The organism is Nocardia sp. NPDC049190, assembly GCF_040648115.1.
GTDB lineage: Bacteria > Actinomycetota > Actinomycetes > Mycobacteriales > Mycobacteriaceae > Nocardia.
The window spans coordinates 35,754-51,668 of sequence record NZ_JBEZDE010000019.1; the positions used below are offsets into that span (position 1 = coordinate 35,754).

17 protein-coding genes are annotated in these 15,915 nt (G+C 66.3%); 6 read left to right on the plus strand and 11 right to left on the minus strand.

The window, feature by feature from the left end; genetic code table 11:
- Positions 1–39 precede the first annotated feature (39 nt).
- The gene (locus AB0B25_RS17975) at positions 40–453 is read left to right on the plus strand and encodes an SdpI family protein (RefSeq protein ID WP_357180382.1); all 414 of its coding nucleotides are present in this window, start codon (positions 40–42) and stop codon (positions 451–453) included.
- Positions 454–558: 105 nt separating this feature from the next.
- Here the strand turns inward: AB0B25_RS17975 and AB0B25_RS17980 are convergent, their stop codons facing one another.
- Positions 559–1,137, minus strand: coding sequence for a GNAT family N-acetyltransferase (locus AB0B25_RS17980; RefSeq protein ID WP_357180385.1), 579 nt, complete (start codon positions 1,135–1,137; stop codon positions 559–561).
- Positions 1,134–2,408: a hypothetical protein gene (locus AB0B25_RS17985; protein WP_357180388.1), complete on the minus strand. Its 1,275-nt coding sequence runs from the start codon at positions 2,406–2,408 to the stop codon at positions 1,134–1,136. Before AB0B25_RS17985 ends, AB0B25_RS17980 begins: the two co-directional genes overlap by 4 nt.
- Before the next feature lie 513 nt (positions 2,409–2,921).
- Between AB0B25_RS17985 and AB0B25_RS17990 the strand changes: the two genes are divergently transcribed.
- Together AB0B25_RS17990 and AB0B25_RS17995 are read left to right on the plus strand one after the other, a co-directional pair.
- Entirely contained in the window at positions 2,922–3,458 is a 537-nt protein-coding gene (locus AB0B25_RS17990; RefSeq protein ID WP_357180391.1) for a hypothetical protein, read from the plus strand.
- 100 nt (positions 3,459–3,558) lie between these two features.
- Positions 3,559–4,416: an HEXXH motif-containing putative peptide modification protein gene (locus AB0B25_RS17995; RefSeq protein WP_357180393.1), complete on the plus strand. Its 858-nt coding sequence runs from the start codon at positions 3,559–3,561 to the stop codon at positions 4,414–4,416.
- A gap of 1 nt (position 4,417) precedes the next feature.
- On the opposite strand, the gene AB0B25_RS18000 is transcribed toward AB0B25_RS17995, so the two are convergent.
- From AB0B25_RS18000 to AB0B25_RS18020, 5 genes are all read right to left on the minus strand, one after another.
- Positions 4,418–5,080, minus strand: a complete 663-nt coding sequence (locus AB0B25_RS18000) for a pentapeptide repeat-containing protein (protein WP_357180396.1) — start codon at positions 5,078–5,080, stop codon at positions 4,418–4,420.
- A gap of 313 nt (positions 5,081–5,393) precedes the next feature.
- Positions 5,394–6,449 (minus strand): aminotransferase class I/II-fold pyridoxal phosphate-dependent enzyme, encoded by a 1,056-nt coding sequence (locus AB0B25_RS18005; protein WP_357180399.1) that lies wholly within the window; start codon positions 6,447–6,449, stop codon positions 5,394–5,396.
- Positions 6,446–7,480 (minus strand): 3-oxoacyl-[acyl-carrier-protein] synthase III C-terminal domain-containing protein, encoded by a 1,035-nt coding sequence (locus AB0B25_RS18010; RefSeq protein WP_357180579.1) that lies wholly within the window; start codon positions 7,478–7,480, stop codon positions 6,446–6,448. The genes AB0B25_RS18005 and AB0B25_RS18010 overlap by 4 nt, the downstream gene beginning before the upstream one ends.
- 16 nt (positions 7,481–7,496) lie before the next feature.
- Positions 7,497–8,156: an SRPBCC family protein gene (locus tag AB0B25_RS18015; RefSeq protein ID WP_357180401.1), complete on the minus strand. Its 660-nt coding sequence runs from the start codon at positions 8,154–8,156 to the stop codon at positions 7,497–7,499.
- A 69-nt stretch (positions 8,157–8,225) separates the two neighbouring features.
- A complete protein-coding gene (locus AB0B25_RS18020; RefSeq protein WP_357180403.1) occupies positions 8,226–9,908 on the minus strand; it encodes a thiamine pyrophosphate-binding protein in 1,683 nt (560 codons plus the stop codon).
- 140 nt (positions 9,909–10,048) lie between these two features.
- Here AB0B25_RS18020 and AB0B25_RS18025 point away from each other — a divergent pair, with 140 nt between their 5' ends.
- Complete coding sequence (locus AB0B25_RS18025; RefSeq protein ID WP_357180405.1) at positions 10,049–10,579, plus strand: EXLDI protein; 531 nt, start codon at positions 10,049–10,051, stop codon at positions 10,577–10,579.
- Between the two features lie 293 nt (positions 10,580–10,872).
- Here the strand turns inward: AB0B25_RS18025 and AB0B25_RS18030 are convergent, their stop codons facing one another.
- From AB0B25_RS18030 to AB0B25_RS18040, 3 genes are all read right to left on the minus strand, one after another.
- Entirely contained in the window at positions 10,873–11,592 is a 720-nt protein-coding gene (locus tag AB0B25_RS18030) for a zf-HC2 domain-containing protein (protein ID WP_357180407.1), read from the minus strand.
- Positions 11,589–12,074, minus strand: a complete 486-nt coding sequence (locus AB0B25_RS18035) for a sigma-70 family RNA polymerase sigma factor (RefSeq protein ID WP_357180410.1) — start codon at positions 12,072–12,074, stop codon at positions 11,589–11,591. Before AB0B25_RS18035 ends, AB0B25_RS18030 begins: the two co-directional genes overlap by 4 nt.
- Positions 12,075–12,256: 182 nt before the next feature.
- Positions 12,257–12,901, minus strand: a complete 645-nt coding sequence (locus AB0B25_RS18040; RefSeq protein WP_357180412.1) for a YqgE/AlgH family protein — start codon at positions 12,899–12,901, stop codon at positions 12,257–12,259.
- Positions 12,902–13,029: 128 nt separating this feature from the next.
- Between AB0B25_RS18040 and AB0B25_RS18045 the strand changes: the two genes are divergently transcribed.
- On the plus strand, positions 13,030–13,791 hold the full coding sequence (locus AB0B25_RS18045; RefSeq protein ID WP_357180415.1) for a 1-acyl-sn-glycerol-3-phosphate acyltransferase: 762 nt from the start codon (positions 13,030–13,032) through the stop codon (positions 13,789–13,791).
- 4 nt (positions 13,792–13,795) lie between these two features.
- Here the strand turns inward: AB0B25_RS18045 and AB0B25_RS18050 are convergent, their stop codons facing one another.
- Positions 13,796–14,107, minus strand: a complete 312-nt coding sequence (locus tag AB0B25_RS18050; protein ID WP_357180417.1) for a GNAT family N-acetyltransferase — start codon at positions 14,105–14,107, stop codon at positions 13,796–13,798.
- Positions 14,108–14,264: 157 nt separating this feature from the next.
- Here AB0B25_RS18050 and AB0B25_RS18055 point away from each other — a divergent pair, with 157 nt between their 5' ends.
- Entirely contained in the window at positions 14,265–15,854 is a 1,590-nt protein-coding gene (locus AB0B25_RS18055) for an alpha/beta hydrolase (protein ID WP_357180420.1), read from the plus strand.
- The last annotated feature ends 61 nt before the right edge of the window (positions 15,855–15,915 follow it).

A 15,915-nucleotide genomic window follows, 5' to 3' on the forward strand; every position in this document is an offset into this window, starting at 1 on the left:
CACGGCGGCCGGTCGGCACGGATGCGCTAACCTGCATGGGTGTTCGTCGTCGCTCTTCTCCTGTTCGTGCTGGCTGTTGTGGCCGGCACAACCGGCGCACTCGGGCTCACCGGTCGGCTGCCTCGCAACCGTTTCGTCGGGGTGCACACCGAGGCCGCACTGTCGAACGACGAAACCTTCCGCGTCGCGAACCGTATCGCCGCGCCCACGTCCCTGGCAGCGGGGGCGCTGCTGTTCGCCGGTGGTCTCGTCGTGTTGGCCGCGAGCGGGATCGTCGCGCTGCTGGTCGCGCTCTCGGTCGCGGTCGTCGCCCTGTTCACCCTGGGCGCGGGCGCCAATGCCGCCGCTCAGCGGGCGGACGTCCTGGCTCCGCCGGCTGCCGAAGTCGGCGGCTGTGGCGGTTCGTGCGGCGCGTGCTCGCTGCGCGAGGCCGCGCCTCATTGCCAATTGTGAGTCCGCGCCCAATCGGCGACTACGAGGTAGCCGCTACCAACGAAGCCGCAGTACCCACCACACCGGGTAGGCGGAGTGGTTGGGGCGACTGCCCCCGCGATCCAGCTACCGCAGCGGAAGAATCAGAACATCGAACCTGGGTGCGTTCTCCCAGCTCGGGCGTTGCCAGCCGACCCGGTACCACCCCCACTTCCGATAGCGGGTATAGGCGCGCTCATTGTCCGGTTCCACTAGCAGTGTCGCTCGCTGCTCCAGACGCCCGTCCAACAGCTCGTCATGCAAGGCGCGGGCGAGTCCGCGCCCGGTGTGCTCGGCGCAGACCATGATTTCCGACAGGGCGAACGTCCGATCGCCAGTCTCGGCGGTGAACTCCTTCAGATCGCCATCCTGTAGACCTCCGTCGTCCAGGTGCAGCCCACCCCACCCCGCCGCACCTGGTCGCAGCGGCCACCCCCATGTCTGCCCTGCCGTCGCACCCTCGACACAAGCCACCACCAGGTCGAACCCCCAACCGCGGGCGGGATCGGTGTAGGCGTCGAACCGGAGCATGAACGCCTCAGGGGAATCGAACGGATCACCGGAGGCGATCGCATCGCCGTATGAACGCCGGTAGACGTCTTCGACAGTGTCCCGTATTTCGCGAGCCTCGGCGGCAGTGTAATGCCGGAATTCCGGTTCGGTCATGCGATCTCCTTCCCTGTGGCGGCTTCCACTGCCACGAAACGCTCGCGGAACTCTTCGGCCGCAGGATGGTCACTGGTTCGGATCGGCGCCAGCACCCGCAGCGTCCGGCCCGACGTGACGTTTTCCAGCTCGGAGAGCACCGCTGTCCCCAAAGCGAGAGCCGCCGGGATATCGCCCATCCGGGCATGCGCCGCCGCCGCGTGCGCCCGATCGTTGACGGCATTGCGGGTGCCTTTCTCCTCCGCCGCCGCAGCATCGAGAAGCTCGATGCTCTTGCGTATCTCACCGATCTCGCCGTAACCGCGTGCCTCGTGTCCGCGGATCTCGGCGGGTGTCACGAACCGCAACCACTGCGGACACTCTTCCAGCGGCTCATAGTCGAGGGCGTGCTCCATTTCCCGCCACGCGGTTGCGATTGCGCGGCCGAAGCCCATCCGGTCACCCAGCAGCCCTTGTGCCTGAACCTCCCGCGCGGCGATCAAAGCGTGAATCCGGCCCGGCGGACGGCCTCGCATCAGGGTGCGGGCACGGTCGATCAGCTTCAAGGCGTGGTGTGCGCTGCCCTGCGCGGTTCGAGAGAGAGCAATGGACTGATTCGCCGCGAACAGACAGGTGTGGGCAACCAAGTCCTCGTTGCCTGTTTCACTCGCCAGCGCGAGTGCATCGGCAAAGCAGCGCCGCGCCACCTGGTGAAGGTCGGAGTCGAAGGCAAGCCAGCCCGCGAGCACAGCCAAATGCCCTGTCGCTGAAGCGAACGTGTTGCCGGCCTCGGTGTCGTAGCTCGCAGTGTCGAGCGTGTGTTTGGCGTGCGCGAGTTGTTCGAGCGTGAATTGGACGAGGGCGCCGCCACCTATCTGCTGGTCCTGTTCCTCCAATTCGTCAACAGCCGCCAGCAGCCGCTGCGCGTCTGCCGGTCCGATATGGTCCCTGAACGGCCAACCAACCGCGGATACGGCGACCGCGGTGGCCAGCTTCCCGAACTCACGACGCCTCACGTCACTATCGACTTCCCACGCATACATCCCGAGCGCCATGCTCGGCTGGTTCACGGCCTCGCCGCTACGGGATACCGGATTGCATACTGCCGCAATCTCTGCGTCGAACCGGGCGCGTTGATCGTCGTCCAGCTCGCGCAGCATCGTGTCGAGCGCTTCTGCTGAGCGGCCTCGCACCGGTTTATCCCATGTCGCGCGATGCCATTTCTTGATTGTCGGAAGCATATACCCAGCGCGCTCGGCGAATTCCTCCTGAGTTTCGCGGAGCGCGGCCAAGCGGAGTGCCCGGACTTCCATGCTCGTCCATCTGTTGACGGTCATTCCACCCCTTGAAGTCGCGCCTCACATGCCCGATATCCGAAGTGTATTCCCTCCGTAGCCTTTTCGAGGCTCCCGCAGCAGCTTCGGGTGCGTAACGCTGAAAGCAGCCTCGGCGCCGGGTAGATACAGAAATCAACAGGCACGAATGCCGCATACGCCAGCCGATGGAAGGCCCCGGCGCCGGGCGCTCCTCAACGGAATACACCAATGGAGACACCATGTACAGCGAGCACAGTGAGGGAATCCAATCCCCGCCACCGCTGCCGAGGCGGTCGAGGAACCAGGCGATGTCTGCGACGCTTCGGCTCTGGAGTGAGAGCGAATGCTACGAGCGTGCAACCTTCGAGCGGTGTCTTGAGGGTTTACGCGCCCTCGAATCGCCAATGGCCACTATGCAACACGAGATCGACGGCGTGATCGCCCGATGGCGAGCCGAGCACGAGGCGCGTCGTGCAGGTTGACCTTCCAATGCTCCAGCGCATCGCCGAGAAACTTCGCAGAGGTACCGAGCGGATAGATCGGCCTCCTGACGAGCTCGTCGGGAAAGTTCGGTGGTATGAGGACCACCTGCCGAATGTCCAGGACTACACCCGGCTCCTTGATGCCGCGGTTGCTTACGGAGCGATCTCCGAAACTGAGCGAACTGACCTCGCGAACCGTACTCCGACCGAAGGCGTCGCTGCTCTCCGCGCCTGTCTGACCCTCATGCGCGCCGCAGCCGATCCAGGCACCTCATCACGCACCGAACACGGCGAACAGGCGATCACCAGCCGCGGATCGCGTACGAAGCTGGCGGGCATGTGGCCTGTTGTCGAGCCCTGGCCAGGGATCAAGAAATCGAAATTGGAAAGGAATGCCATGAGCAATCTGAAGAACGACACGACCGTTGGCGACGCAGTGCAGCGGGCCGCGAAGGACTCCGACGCGGCCGACGCGGCGGTGCGTGAGCGCATCGCCCGATTCCGCGGCGACGACAACGCGGCGATGATGGGCGGCTGGACCTGATCGGTCTGCTGATCGAAATCTGAAGGGCGGGCGGCGGACAGCACTACTCCGCCGCCCGCGTGTTTTCGTCTCATTCACACTTCCGATTGGACTTTCCGCAATGCATTTCCTGAATGTCGGCCACGCCTACGAGAATGTTGCCAGGTACACCCGCGCGGTAGTCGGGGACCAACCAGACTCCGCCGGCCTGGCTTCGTCCTATCGCGAGGCGGTCAGCCAGCACCGACCGATCGCCGCGCCGCTGCTCGGTTTCGCAGTCCATTACGAAGACAGCGAGTGGGGTAACTACCTCCGCGAAGCCGATGTCTTCGACGGAATCTTCAAAGGTCTGCGGCCGTCAACCGCTGAAGAACGCAACGAATGGCCTGGCTGCGTCGCAGAGGCCGTCGAGTACGTCCGCGACCTCAACCCCGACCTCGGGCGCCTTGTCGACCTGCTGGTCACCGACATCATCTTTCTGCCTTCGGACAGCACCGGCGGTGGATCGGCCGCGCACTTGCCCGGCCTCGTAGCCCTGAGCCCAGGGGTGCACTGGAGTGTCCACGACTTCGCCGAATCCCTCGTCCATGAGGCCACCCACCTCAACCTCTTCGTCGGTGACATGGTTCACGGGCTCTACACCAAGCCCGTGAACGAACTCGCTGCCGACGGATACCGCGTGCTGTCCGCAGTGAAGTTCGGTCAGTTCCGGCCGCTCGATAGGGCCTTCCATTCGGCTGTCGTCGCGGTGCCGCTGATGTGGATGCAGCATCAGCGTGGAGAGACTGAGCTGGTCGACAAGTACACTGGCTCGCTGCGGGAATGCTGTCAGGGCCTGAATTCCAAGCGTGCTCTGTTCACGCCTTACGGTCAGCTGCTCGTGTTCCAGCTCGCCGCGTTCGCGTTCACCCTCAACTGGGATTACGTAGAGGAGTCGATCTCTGGGGACAAGTACTCCATCTACGCGGTTGCGGGCTGAGTCACCAGTCCACTTCGATGCCGATCTCTCGGGCTACGCTTCCCGCCAGCCCGAGCAGGTCGTCACCGCGCACCTGAGCGCCCTTCAGCCCACGCACCCCGCGCACGTCGACCAACCGGCAGTCCAAGAATGCGGTGTTGTGCTCGATAGTTGCCTGTGAGAACTGCGCCCCGGTGAGGTCGCATCCCTCGAACCGGACGCTGCGGAACCTCACTCTCTGGAAATCTGCGCCCGCCAGGTTACAGCCAGTGAACACCACCTTCTGGAACTTGCTGCCACGGAATGACGCCAGATCGGCGCGTGTGTCATCGACTGTCACATCACGCAGCACGCCGTCGGTGAGGGAAAGCCCCGTCAGCCGCGACTGAACGATGACCGATTCCAGGAACGACGTCTCGTCCGCCCGCAAGTTCGACAGATCCGACGACTCGAACACACAGTTGTCGAATGTGGTCCGGCTGAGTGCGCCGACGATTCGCGCCCGAGAGAACTCGGAGGCGCTCAATCCGATCGAGTAGCCTCCGTCAGCGCCGGCAGCCCCGCCGGAGTATCGGACGCCGTTCACTGACAGTTCATCGGCGAACACGTCTCCAGGCCCGGCGTCGCGTAGCGTGCTCGCGACTTTTGGTCGCGCTGGTGTGACCTGCATGCTTGTGACGCCCATGACTCCCCTGTCTGACGTGGAATTGGCACCGAACTTAGCACGCCACCAGCCTCGCGCCACGGTGGAATGCGCTGTAACGATTCGGTTTCCCGCAGCTCATGATTGAGGAGGCGATGGCACCCATGGTCATGTCGGGCGGCTGCGATTCGGGCGCCACTGATACGGTAGTAGCGCCCCGCTGGTCAGTAACGTGCCGGGCGTGGTGGTTCCCTGGATGAGGCACCACCTTCACTCTCCGCCCGACTTCCGAGCACCACGCCCAATTATCGCGATTCACGCCGTCACTTGAAGCAGTGGCATGGCCAAGGACATCTCAGCCGATCGGCGGTCGGCCGAGTGGGTGTGCTTCGAAGGCCTGCAACACGGCGTGATCTGCCTTTGGGTCGCCGACGGCGATCCGTGCGCTTCCGTCGGGGTAGCACTTCGCGGCGATGCCTGCTCGGCGCAGCGCCGTCGCCACACCGGGGCCGGGCAGGTACAGGAAGTTGGCGTGGCTGGGCGGTACCGCGATCCCGCGGTGGAGCAACGCCTCGCGCAGCGAGTCACGCTCCGCGGTGATCCGCATGGTTCGTGCCGCGAGTTCGGGTTCGGCGGCGTAGGACGCGCAGACCGCGGCCACCGCCGCCGAGCTCACCCCGAACGGCAGTTGCAGCCTGCGTACCCGCGCGATCAACTCGCTGCTGCCGAAGGCGTACCCGATGCGCAGCCCGGCCAGACCGTAGGCTTTGGAGAAGGTGCGCAGCACCACGAGGTTGGGGTGCTTGTCGATCAATGCCAGCGGGTCGAGGTATTCGGCCGCACCGACGAATTCGACATAGGCCTCGTCGAGGATCACCGGCACTCGACCGGGCACACGGGACAGGAACGTCTTCAACTCGCTCGCCGGTACGACCGTCCCGGTCGGGTTGTGTGGGCGGCACACCACCACCAGCGCGGTCCGCTGGTCGATGGCCCGCTGCATCGCCGACAGATCTTGGTTGCCCGTGGCATCCAGGGGGACCGGCACGGCCTGCACGCCGGTCATCTCGGCCAGGATCGGGTATCCGTCGAAGGTCGGTGCACCGTAGACGATGTCCGACCCCGGACCGGCCAACGTCTGGAGAATCTGCAGCGCCACACCGGTCGCGCCCGCCCCGACGACCACCTGATCCGCCCGCACGCCGATGTGTTGCGCGATCACCGTCGGTAGTTCGCGCGGCCGGAACTCCGGATAACGGTTCACCTGCGCCAGTGCCGCATTCATCGCGAGCAAGACCGAAGGTAACGGGGGAAACGGGTTCTCGCTGAGACTGAGATCGAACCTCTGCCTCGTGCCCGGCAATCGGCCGCGGCGTGCGGACCGGGCGTCGTCGTCGAGAAGAACGCTCATCGCGCGGCTCCCCAGCGGACGGCGGCCGCGCCCGCGAAGTCGCCCGCATGCGCGAAAGCCGCCATCAGCACCGTCGATCCGTTCCGCAGCCGACCCGCCCGATTCTCGGCGTCCAGGGTCACCGGGATCGCCGCGGCGAAGAGATTGCCGCAGGAATCGAAGCTGTCCGGGTGCCGTTCCGCGGGCAATTCCAAGGCGTCGTGCCAGTTGCGCAGGAACAGGCGGTTGGGCTGGTTGGTGACGAAGGTATCCACATCCCGTCCTTTCACGCCGATCCGGTCGCAGACCGCCAGCGCCACCTCAGGAACCAGACGGTTGCCGCGGGCGAACACCTTGGTGACCTTGGACTCGGTGAAGCTGACGCACGCCTGTCCCGCACCCGGCTCCCAGTATTTGCGTGCGCTGTTGGTGGAAAAGTCCATGTCGCCGGCGAATTCGGGATAGGTGCGGCATTCGAGGTCGAGAATCGGCGCGCTGTCGTCCTTCACGAGCAGCCCGACACCGCAACCGTCGCCGGGCACCGGCGCCTGGGCCAGCTGGCGGATCTCGGTCTGGGTGAACACCGGTCCCGCGGAGTTCTGCGTCGCCACGATCAGCGCGGTGCGAGCGTCGGTGGTCTGCAACACCATGCGCGCCATCGCCATCATGTGGACGAAGGCCGCGCAGCCACCATTGTGCAGGTCATAGACGAAGGTGGGACGGATGTCGAGCCGCCGAGCCACCTCGGGCCCACAGCCGAGCACCGGGTTGTCCGGCAGCTGGGTGTGGGTGATCAGCACGTCCACGTTCGCGATCAGGTCGGCGCCATGCCGCTCGATCAGCGGCGCGACCGCCCGCTCGACCATGTCGACGGCTGTCTCGTCCCGGGCCACGTGGTGGCGGCTCTTGGGGGCGCGGAACATGACGTTCTTCGCCATTCGGTCCGAGCGCGCGAACTGGGTGAAGTAATCGGTACCGACCGGCTCACCGGGCAGGTAACTGGCCACGTCCACCAGACTGACCGGCGGCAGTGCTGCGGCACTGGGGTTCATGGGGTTCATGCGCCTCTCACTTCATCCATTCCGGCTTGATGGGCAGGCCATGCGCCGCCCGGTACTCGCAGATCGCCTTGAGGTTGTCCATCTCCAACTGGTGGCCTGCCGAGAACATCTCCCAGAAGTCGCCGACCCACACCGGCCGCTTCGGCGGCGCTGTGTCCGGGTAGGGGTTCTCGTCGTAGAACGGGTGCTTGCAATTCATCCACAGCACAACCGAACCCGGCTTGTCGAAGACGACCCGCGCGTCCACCACTCGCATCAGATAGACCATCCACAGGTGCTTCCCTTGGTCCCAGGCGCAGTGGTAATCCACGGTCATCGCGTCCGGGTTCGCAACGGTGCGGGTGTAGATTTCGGTCGCGTCACCGAGTCGGTCATAGGCCAGCCACAGTCCTGGTTCCTCGGTCTCGACGAAACCGCGCAGGCTGTAGGTCCATTCCTCCAGCGATCTGGTGTCGGCCAGGTACTCGTACACCTCGCGCGGCGGTGCGGCGATGTAGGCCTGCACCGGGCAGTATTCGCCGAAGATCTGGTCGTGCGGGTATACCGACCGCAACATGTCCATGATGATCGGGGTGGTCGCGTCTTTGTCGGAGTTCTCGATGCGCAGCACCCCGGGTACGACATCCTCGGGGATGTCGCTGAGCGCGGGCAGGGAACTTGTGGTCACGGCGGTACTCCTCACTTCGGTGGGCTTGCGTCCCCGACCGGCCCTCTTCGGGGCTTCGCGGGTGTGCGTTTATCGGGCGCCCTCGGATTGCTCGATGGTTGTCAGGAATGGCAGGAACGGGGGAACCTCGTCGGGGTCACAATCGATCGCAATGAACGACGGCCCTTCGGTCGCGAAGCAGTGGTGTATCGCATCGGCGAGTTCCGGGAGGGCTCGCACGGAGAACGTGGGCAGTTCGGGGAACATGGCGCCGATACCCGCTCCGATGTGCGTCGGCCGAAACCTGTTGAAGCTGTAGCGATCTTGGTAGTACAGCTGTTCCCTGGTCACGCACATGGCGTGCGCGTTGTTGTTGAGCACGATGAAGGTGACCGGCAGCTCGTGCTCGATCGCGGTGTGCACCTCCATGCCGTGCATGAAGAACGAGCCGTCGCCCGCGATGACGACTGTGCGCCGCGGGGCGTCCGTCGCCTGCCCGCGTGCGAAGGCCGAGCCGATCCCGGCGCCGAACGTGTAACCCATCCCGCCCATACCCAGGGCGACGGTGAACCGCCCGCCCCGCGGTACTCGGAGATGGTGCACGACCGCGGCGCCGGTGTTGCCCGCGTCGGCGAAGATGTCCGTGCCGTCGGGCAGTGCGGCGTCGATCGTCTCGACCAGATCCCGGTAGCGCAGGCCGGGGCCGGCGGATCGCGGCACCTGCAGCGGCGTCAGCGGTTGCGCGGCTGCCTCGCGCGCGCAAGCCGTTGTACCGGTGCGCAGTTCATCGGCCAGGTCGGCCAGTGTCTGTGCGAGGTCCGTGCTGGTGGCATGCGTGGCCGGCGCATACGGCGGCGCGATGCCGATGCTGGCCACCGCGCAGTCGAGTTCGTCCAGGCCGCTGCCCGCGGTGGCCGGCAGTCGGGTGCCGACCAGCAGGCACAGGGCGGCGGAGCGGACGGCCGCGATCAGCTCGGGATGGCCCATCGTGCCTGCGACGCCCAGAAATCCGGGATCGGTGTTGTCGTAGGTGTCTTTGGCGTCCGGCGCGACACCGACGGCGGCATCGAGGGCGGTGGCGAGGCGGGCGAGCTGATCGCGGGCGTCGTCGCGGGCAACCTGGTCACCGGCGATGATCACGATCTTCCCGGTGCGCCGGCCCGCGGTGAGCGCGGCCCGAACGCTGGCCAGTCCGGCCTCGTCGGGTACATAGTTCTCGACGGGTAACCGAAACGGCGAAACGTCGCCGATGTCGGCCTGCTGCACGTCTTTGGGCAGGAGCAGGACCGCTGGTCCGCCGCGCCGGGCGGCGTCGACTGCCTCGGCCAGTTGATCGGGCAGCTCGGCGCTGCTGCGCACGCGTGCGCAGTAGGTGCTGACCGCGCCGAACAGGCGAGCCGCGTCGATGGTGCCCGCGTGTCCGCTGGTGTCCTGGAAGGCGCCGTTGCCCTCGAGTGCGGTCGGCGGCTGCCCGACCAGCGCCAGCACCGGAACCCGCGAGGCGAACGATTCGGCCAGGCCGGCAACGAGATTCATGGCGCCGCCGCCGGATGTCGCTGCCACAACACCGAACCCGCAGGTCGAGCGGGCGTAGCCGTCGGCCATGGTGGCTGCGGAGAATTCGTGCTTGGCGATCACGCCGGTGAGGTCGTGTGACGTGTCGAACAGGGCGTCGTACAGGTCCTCGATATTCGCGCCGTCGACTCCGAAGATATGCCGCACGCCCAGTGCCGAAACCGCTTGCATCAGGTAGTCCACGACCCTGGTCTGCATCGGCACTCCTTCCGTGCGCGGCTGCGGCCGAGCGCATTTGAGATTGTGTACACCCGTGATACGGGTGAGTCGGCCGGATGGTTCAACCCTGAATGGAATCACTGATTGCATGTACGTATACATCTACGTATAGTTGGCTCATGCCCAACAAGACGATCTATGTTGCCGATGACGATCTCCCGCTTTTTCAGCGTGCGCAGGAGCTGGTCGGCGGCAATCTCTCCGGGGCGGTGGTCACGGCGCTGCGCCGCTTCATCGAGCTCGAAGAGGGCCGGCTGGAGGGCTATGACGAGATCGTGCTGCGGGTGGGTCGCGATGGTGTGCGGCAGGTTCGGTTCTCCGGCGCCTTGCTCGGGGAGTGGCACGACGTCAACGACACCCGCATCGAGCACATTCAGGTGTATCGCACCCGCAAGGGCAAGTATGTGATGCACGCCCAATACTCGAACTGGGACGAGTATCCGACCGACGCCGGCGCCAAGTGGCTCAAGGATTGGAAGGACCCGAAGAGTTGGCGCCGGCTGCTCGGCGTCGGTCAACAGGACTGGGGCGAGTTTTTTTTCGTCGTGGTCGATTCGCTCGACGAGTTGAAGGGGAAACTGCCGGACAAGTTCCTGCAGCGGGTGACCGATCTGGCCGAGGGGCCGACGATCGAAGATCTCGACATCTAGCTAGTCGAAGCGCCTGTCGCGACAATTGTGTCAGCGGTCGAGACACCGCAGCGGGGAGCGATGTCGATCAAACATGCGTCGAATCGTTCGCTGGCGGCACCGCCGCGGAGTCGAAGCGGCTGGTGTCCGGCGGCCACATCCGCTTCCATCATCTCGATCGTCTGTGCGTGGGCCGCACCGTGGTCGGATATGCGGGGGGCGTCCTCGATCTTCCGGCGCCAGACGCGCTGATCTGGGTTACCGGTTCGACGATCCCCCGCCGGGAAGGACCGGCGGGGGGATCGTTCGATCGATCAGACCGTTCCGACCAGTAACACCTTGCCGGTGCCGGCGGACCGGATCTCGACAGCGCGGACCTGATCGGGCGGGCCGTTCACCGTCTGATCGACGGTCAGGTCGGTACCGGGGGTCGCGGGCCACTGGCCGAGTTCCTCCTGCTGACCGTCGGTGCGGGTGACGTACATGGCGAAATTCCAGTTGTTGCTCTGCGCGCTCGGCGGGTAGCTGCAGGACATCACAACCCGCGTCTTGTCACCGGCCGGAATGAGTTTGAAGCTCGCCGCGACCGGTGTCGGCTGCAGCGGCTGCATCGTGCGTTCGGCGAAGACATGTTCGGAGGTACCCGGCTCCTCGGTCCCGGTCATCGTGACGGCGAGCGGGACGGCGATCGCTACCGCGGCAGCGGCCGCTGCCACCGCCGTGCCGATCGACACCCATCTGCTGCGGCGGTGGCGCCGTTCGGCCGCGGCGGCGAGCCGGGGCAGCAGCTGTGGCACCGGTGGCGCCGACTCGGTCGCCGCGGCAACCTCGGCGGGCGGCTCGATCATCGCCAGCGCGGTCTCGGTGTCGACCAAGGCGAGCATGCCGGGCAGGCCGGCCAGGTCCGCCACCGCTGCCTGGCAGTCGACGCAGCTCGCCAGGTGGTCCTCATATTCTCGACGCTCGACCCGGGTGAGGGAGCCGAGCACGTATGGCGCATCCCACGTGGCGTAGTCATCGGTGAGCTCCGTCATTTATTCGTCACCCCCATCTCCTGAAGTGCCAGTCGTAATGCGCGCATGCCGTAGTGCATTCGTGATTTCACCGTTCCCGCCGGAATATCGAGCTCTTCGGCGATCTGGTGGGTAGAAAGTCCTTGGTAGTAGGCCCGCACGATCACCTGGCGGTGGTCGGCGCTCAGCCGGGCCAGCGCATCCGCGACCAACCAGCCGTCCAGCGCGCGGTCGGACTGATCCGGTGTGGGCTGTTCGGGCGGATTGTCGGTTCGCAACTCGCGCCGATTGCGGGCACTGCGGAACTCATCCATCGCGAGATTGCGCGCCACGGTGAACAACCATGCGCGCGCCGACGTGGTGGATTGATCCAAAACGTTCGGGCGTTGCCACGCCCGTAGCAATGTTTCCTGCACGATGTCCTCGGCCCTTCCCGGGTCTCGGACCACACCGAGCGTGTAGCGCCACAGCGCGGCGGCATGGTCGCGATAGAGAACTCGCATCAACTCCGTTTGGTCGTCGGGCTGGTTCGCCGCTCTGTGTATTTTCCGCACAAGTACGTCCTTCTCCGCTCGAGCTGCGGGGTTGGTTGTCAGGCGTACTCGATGAGTTACCCATATTCGCGCCGGTTCAGCTGTCGTGTCTCATAAGCGTGTCTCCTTCGAGCCTCGAGGAGTACACGATCTCAGTTGCGTTCGAGTTCAATCGGGTGCGTGGCGAGCAGCGAGAGGGGCAGCGGCTGGCGGCGCAGCACGTGCGCCCACAGGTCGTGGCGGCCGGTGCTGATCGGATCGGAAGGCAACGCCGACAGCACGATCCAGTCGTTGTTCTCCAGTTCGCCCTCCAGCTGCCCGAAGGTCCAGCCCGCGTAGCCCGCGAAGATCCGGATGCCCTCGACGAGCGAACCGATCCGTTCGGGATCGGCGTCCAGATCGACCAGGACGACCCGGCCATCGATGCGCCGCAACCCGGGAACGTTCTCGATCTGCGCGCCGACCCGGACGGTGCCCAGGCACAGGGCGGCGTCCCTTTTCACCGGGCCGCCGATGAACAACGTGCGCGGCGTGGCGATAGCGTCGGTCCACCGTGGCAGCACGTCGTGCACGGCGGTGTCGCTCGGTCGGTTCAGCACCACCCCCAAGCTGCCCGCCTCGTTGTGTTCGATGATGTAGACGACGGTGCGCCGGAAGGTGGGTTCGACCAGTTCGGTGGCCGAGACCAACAGGCTTCCCGCGCGCACCACCTGCTCGCCGTGCCGGAAATCGCGCCGTTGGCGCTCACCGTGCTCGCCGCGAGTCTTCCGATCATCGGGGTCTTCTGCGCGTGCCACTCCGACATCATCGCAGCTGTGCGCGCACAATGCGCCTTCTGCGGCCGAGTTTCTGTCGTGCGAATTTACCGGGCCGGGAGGTCGGAGGACGTGTTGCGCACTTTTTCCGGCATCGTAGAGTCCAAGTCATGGAACCGCCCGAGGTACGCCTCGAGAACTGTGACAGCGTGTACGACTTCTATCGCGATCATCGCCAGAACCGACTGAAGGCTTGGGGGGCGTACGCCGTTCTCAGCCGCCGATACCACCCGCGGGTCTCGTACGCGGAGGGCGCGCGCGAAGTGCTGCGCTCGATGACCAAGCAGGGGAGGCCACTGCTGATCGCCATCAACCACCTGTCCGAGAGCGACCCGTACACCGTCGCGGCGGCGGCCTGGCGCAGTGGCCTGCGGCCGGTGATCGGGCGGGTGCGCGTGCTGGCCAAGGACGAGCTGTTTGTCGACCCCGACCAGCGGCGCAAGATCGACATGATGGGCGGCATCCCGGTGTTCCGCGGCAAGGACCACGGCATTCGGGCGGTGAACGCGGCCGGTCAGCGCATGATGGACATCTGCGCCGAACGGATGGCACGCGGCGACGGCGTGGCGGTCTTCCCCGAGGGGACCTGCAACGAGGTCGACCCGACCACGGTGCAGTCGGTGGGCAGCGGGATCGGCCATATCGCATTCCGAGCGATGAAACTCGGCGCCGAGCCGGTGTTGGTCTCCATGGCGCTGAGCTACGGGCCGCGCGCGGATCCAACGGTGCAGCCGACGCGGGAGGAGGCGAAGTCGGCCAGTTTCTACTTCGGTGTACCGGTGCTCGACCTGCCGACCCGGCCCGGTGACATCGCCCGGCTGGTGCGCGCGGATCTGCAACAGGCGCTGGACGGCGCCGTCGCGGCGTACTGAGCGCCTACAGCGGCAGGTTGAGCCGGTCACGCGCCCAGTGCGGCACCATGGTGAGGTATTCGGGGCGCGTCTCGATGAAGTGATGGACCGTCCGGCACATCGGCAGTGCGCCGAGCGCGTCCTCGCGGGTGCTGTCGAGCGCGGTCTCGACCAGTAGTCGCGCGTAGCCCTGGCCCTCGTACCTCGGATAGATTTCGGTGTGGACGAATGCCCGCTCGGACGCGGTGTCCTGGTACTCGGCATAGCCTGCGATCGCACCGTCGACGTGGATCTCGAAGCGGTCCAGTGCGGTGTTGTTGCTGACCTCGGTCGACATGACTCGACGCTACCCGGTGCGTCCGGATCCGAGGTAAACCGCGAGGGCGACCAGGCGAAATCCCGTCCCTGACTTGTCTGTCGGCGCGGGCCTGCGCAGAATGCTCTTGATCGAGGCCCCCGCGCGTGCCCGCGCAGGGCCCGGGGAGGTACGGAATATGATGAGGACACTGCGCATTTCGCGGGTTGCCACCGCCCTGGTCGCGGCGAGCCTGGTCGCAGGATCGATCAGGTGCGGTCTCGCGGTCGCCGAGCCGGGCATCGTGTTCGGGCCGTGCCCCGACAACGCCGTATCCGCGAATCACGGCGTGCAGTGCGCCGTCATCAGCGTGCCGATGAACTACGCCGAGCCTGGCGGGTCGACCATCGAGCTGACCGTCAGCCGGATCGCGGCAACCGGCGAGCGTACGGGCGTTCTCTTCGCCAATCCCGGCGGCCCCGGCGCCGACGCGCTGGACTACTGGGCGCGCGGGGCCGCGGTGTTCCCCGCCGATCTGGGCGCGCACTACGACCTCGTCGCGGTGCAGCCGCGTGGGCTGCGCTGGGCGACGCCGCTGGGCTGCGCGGCGGGTGCGCAGACCAACAAGGGCGAGCAGGTCGCGCCGGGTAGCGGCAACCGCGACGCCATCAAGGCGGCCTGCGACGCTGCCCATCCCGGCTATCTGGACGCCATCACCACCGAGAACACCGCGCGCGACCTGGACGCCGTGCGTGCCGCGCTCGGCGAGCAGCGGATCAGCTACCTCGGCGCGTCCTACGGCACCTACCTCGGCGCGGTGTACGCGGCGCTGTTCCCCGACCGGGTGGACCGGATGATCCTGGACTCCAACGTCAATCCGGACTGGGTGTGGACCGAGGAGTTCGCCCAACAGCAAGCGGCAGGCAAACAGCGCCTCGACGATCTGTTCGCCTGGATCGCCGAGCACAGCGCCGAATACCACCTCGGCGACACCGCTTTGCAGGTCTACCGGAACTGGGTCCGCCTGGCGGCTGATCAGGGCGGCGGCTGGTATGCCAACCTGACCCCGCCGCCCGCGAGCGTCGCCGACCTGCCCGGCGCGCTGCCCGAGCCACTCGCCGAGATCGCCCGCGACGGCTACAACGGCGGTGTCGAACAGGTGGGCAAACTGCAGAACCTGTTGCGCACCCTGGTCTCCGGCGGCATGTCGGCGCAGGTGCCGTTGCTCGGCGCGACGGCAGTGGCGACCTACACCCGCACGTTCTGGCCGAGCTTTGCCCGCGCGATGGCCGACGCCGCCGTCGACCCGGCGAACGTCCAGCGGCTGCGCGCCATCGAGGGCGCGACCTCGACCGACCCCACCGGCCGTTTCGTATTCTCCGCCATCACCTGCAACGAGAACGCGGTACCTGGCCGGCCGGAGCTGCTCGGTTCGGCGATTGCCACCATCGCCTCCGGCGGCAACGCCATGGATGCCCGCGCCGACCTGGTTCGGTCCGGGATGGCCTGTGGCGCATGGAAACCGGTGACGAAACCGGTGCCGATCACCGGGGCGGGTCTGCGGACCCCGCCGTTGGTGCTGCAGAGCCGCTACGACGCGCTGACCCAGTACGCGGGCGGCCCGGCCATGGCCAAGGCGCTCAACGGTGTCCTGATCACGGTCGAAGGCGGCGACCACGGGACGTTCGGGCGCGGCAATCCGGCGGTAGACGAGGCCGTGCTGACCTATCTGCGGACCGGACAGGTCATGATCACCGAGGCCGACCAAGCTCCGCTGCCCCAGAGCTGATCCCGCTGTCAGCCCAGTCGGCAGTGAGTGCGCCGTACGGTCGGCCTCGCCGCACCCGACA

Coding starts and splice junctions, on each gene's coding strand:
- AB0B25_RS17980 (WP_357180385.1), bottom strand. CDS start 1,137: ATGACCGAACCGGAATTCCGGCATTACACTGCCGCCGAGGCTCGCGAA.
- AB0B25_RS17990 (WP_357180391.1), top strand. CDS start 2,922: ATGCTCCAGCGCATCGCCGAGAAACTTCGCAGAGGTACCGAGCGGATA.
- AB0B25_RS17995 (WP_357180393.1), top strand. CDS start 3,559: ATGCATTTCCTGAATGTCGGCCACGCCTACGAGAATGTTGCCAGGTAC.
- AB0B25_RS18000 (WP_357180396.1), bottom strand. CDS start 5,080: ATGGGCGTCACAAGCATGCAGGTCACACCAGCGCGACCAAAAGTCGCG.
- AB0B25_RS18005 (WP_357180399.1), bottom strand. CDS start 6,449: ATGAGCGTTCTTCTCGACGACGACGCCCGGTCCGCACGCCGCGGCCGA.
- AB0B25_RS18010 (WP_357180579.1), bottom strand. CDS start 7,480: ATGAACCCCAGTGCCGCAGCACTGCCGCCGGTCAGTCTGGTGGACGTG.
- AB0B25_RS18020 (WP_357180403.1), bottom strand. CDS start 9,908: ATGCAGACCAGGGTCGTGGACTACCTGATGCAAGCGGTTTCGGCACTG.
- AB0B25_RS18025 (WP_357180405.1), top strand. CDS start 10,049: ATGCCCAACAAGACGATCTATGTTGCCGATGACGATCTCCCGCTTTTT.
- AB0B25_RS18030 (WP_357180407.1), bottom strand. CDS start 11,592: ATGACGGAGCTCACCGATGACTACGCCACGTGGGATGCGCCATACGTG.
- AB0B25_RS18035 (WP_357180410.1), bottom strand. CDS start 12,074: ATGCGAGTTCTCTATCGCGACCATGCCGCCGCGCTGTGGCGCTACACG.
- AB0B25_RS18045 (WP_357180415.1), top strand. CDS start 13,030: ATGGAACCGCCCGAGGTACGCCTCGAGAACTGTGACAGCGTGTACGAC.
- AB0B25_RS18050 (WP_357180417.1), bottom strand. CDS start 14,107: ATGTCGACCGAGGTCAGCAACAACACCGCACTGGACCGCTTCGAGATC.
- AB0B25_RS18055 (WP_357180420.1), top strand. CDS start 14,265: ATGATGAGGACACTGCGCATTTCGCGGGTTGCCACCGCCCTGGTCGCG.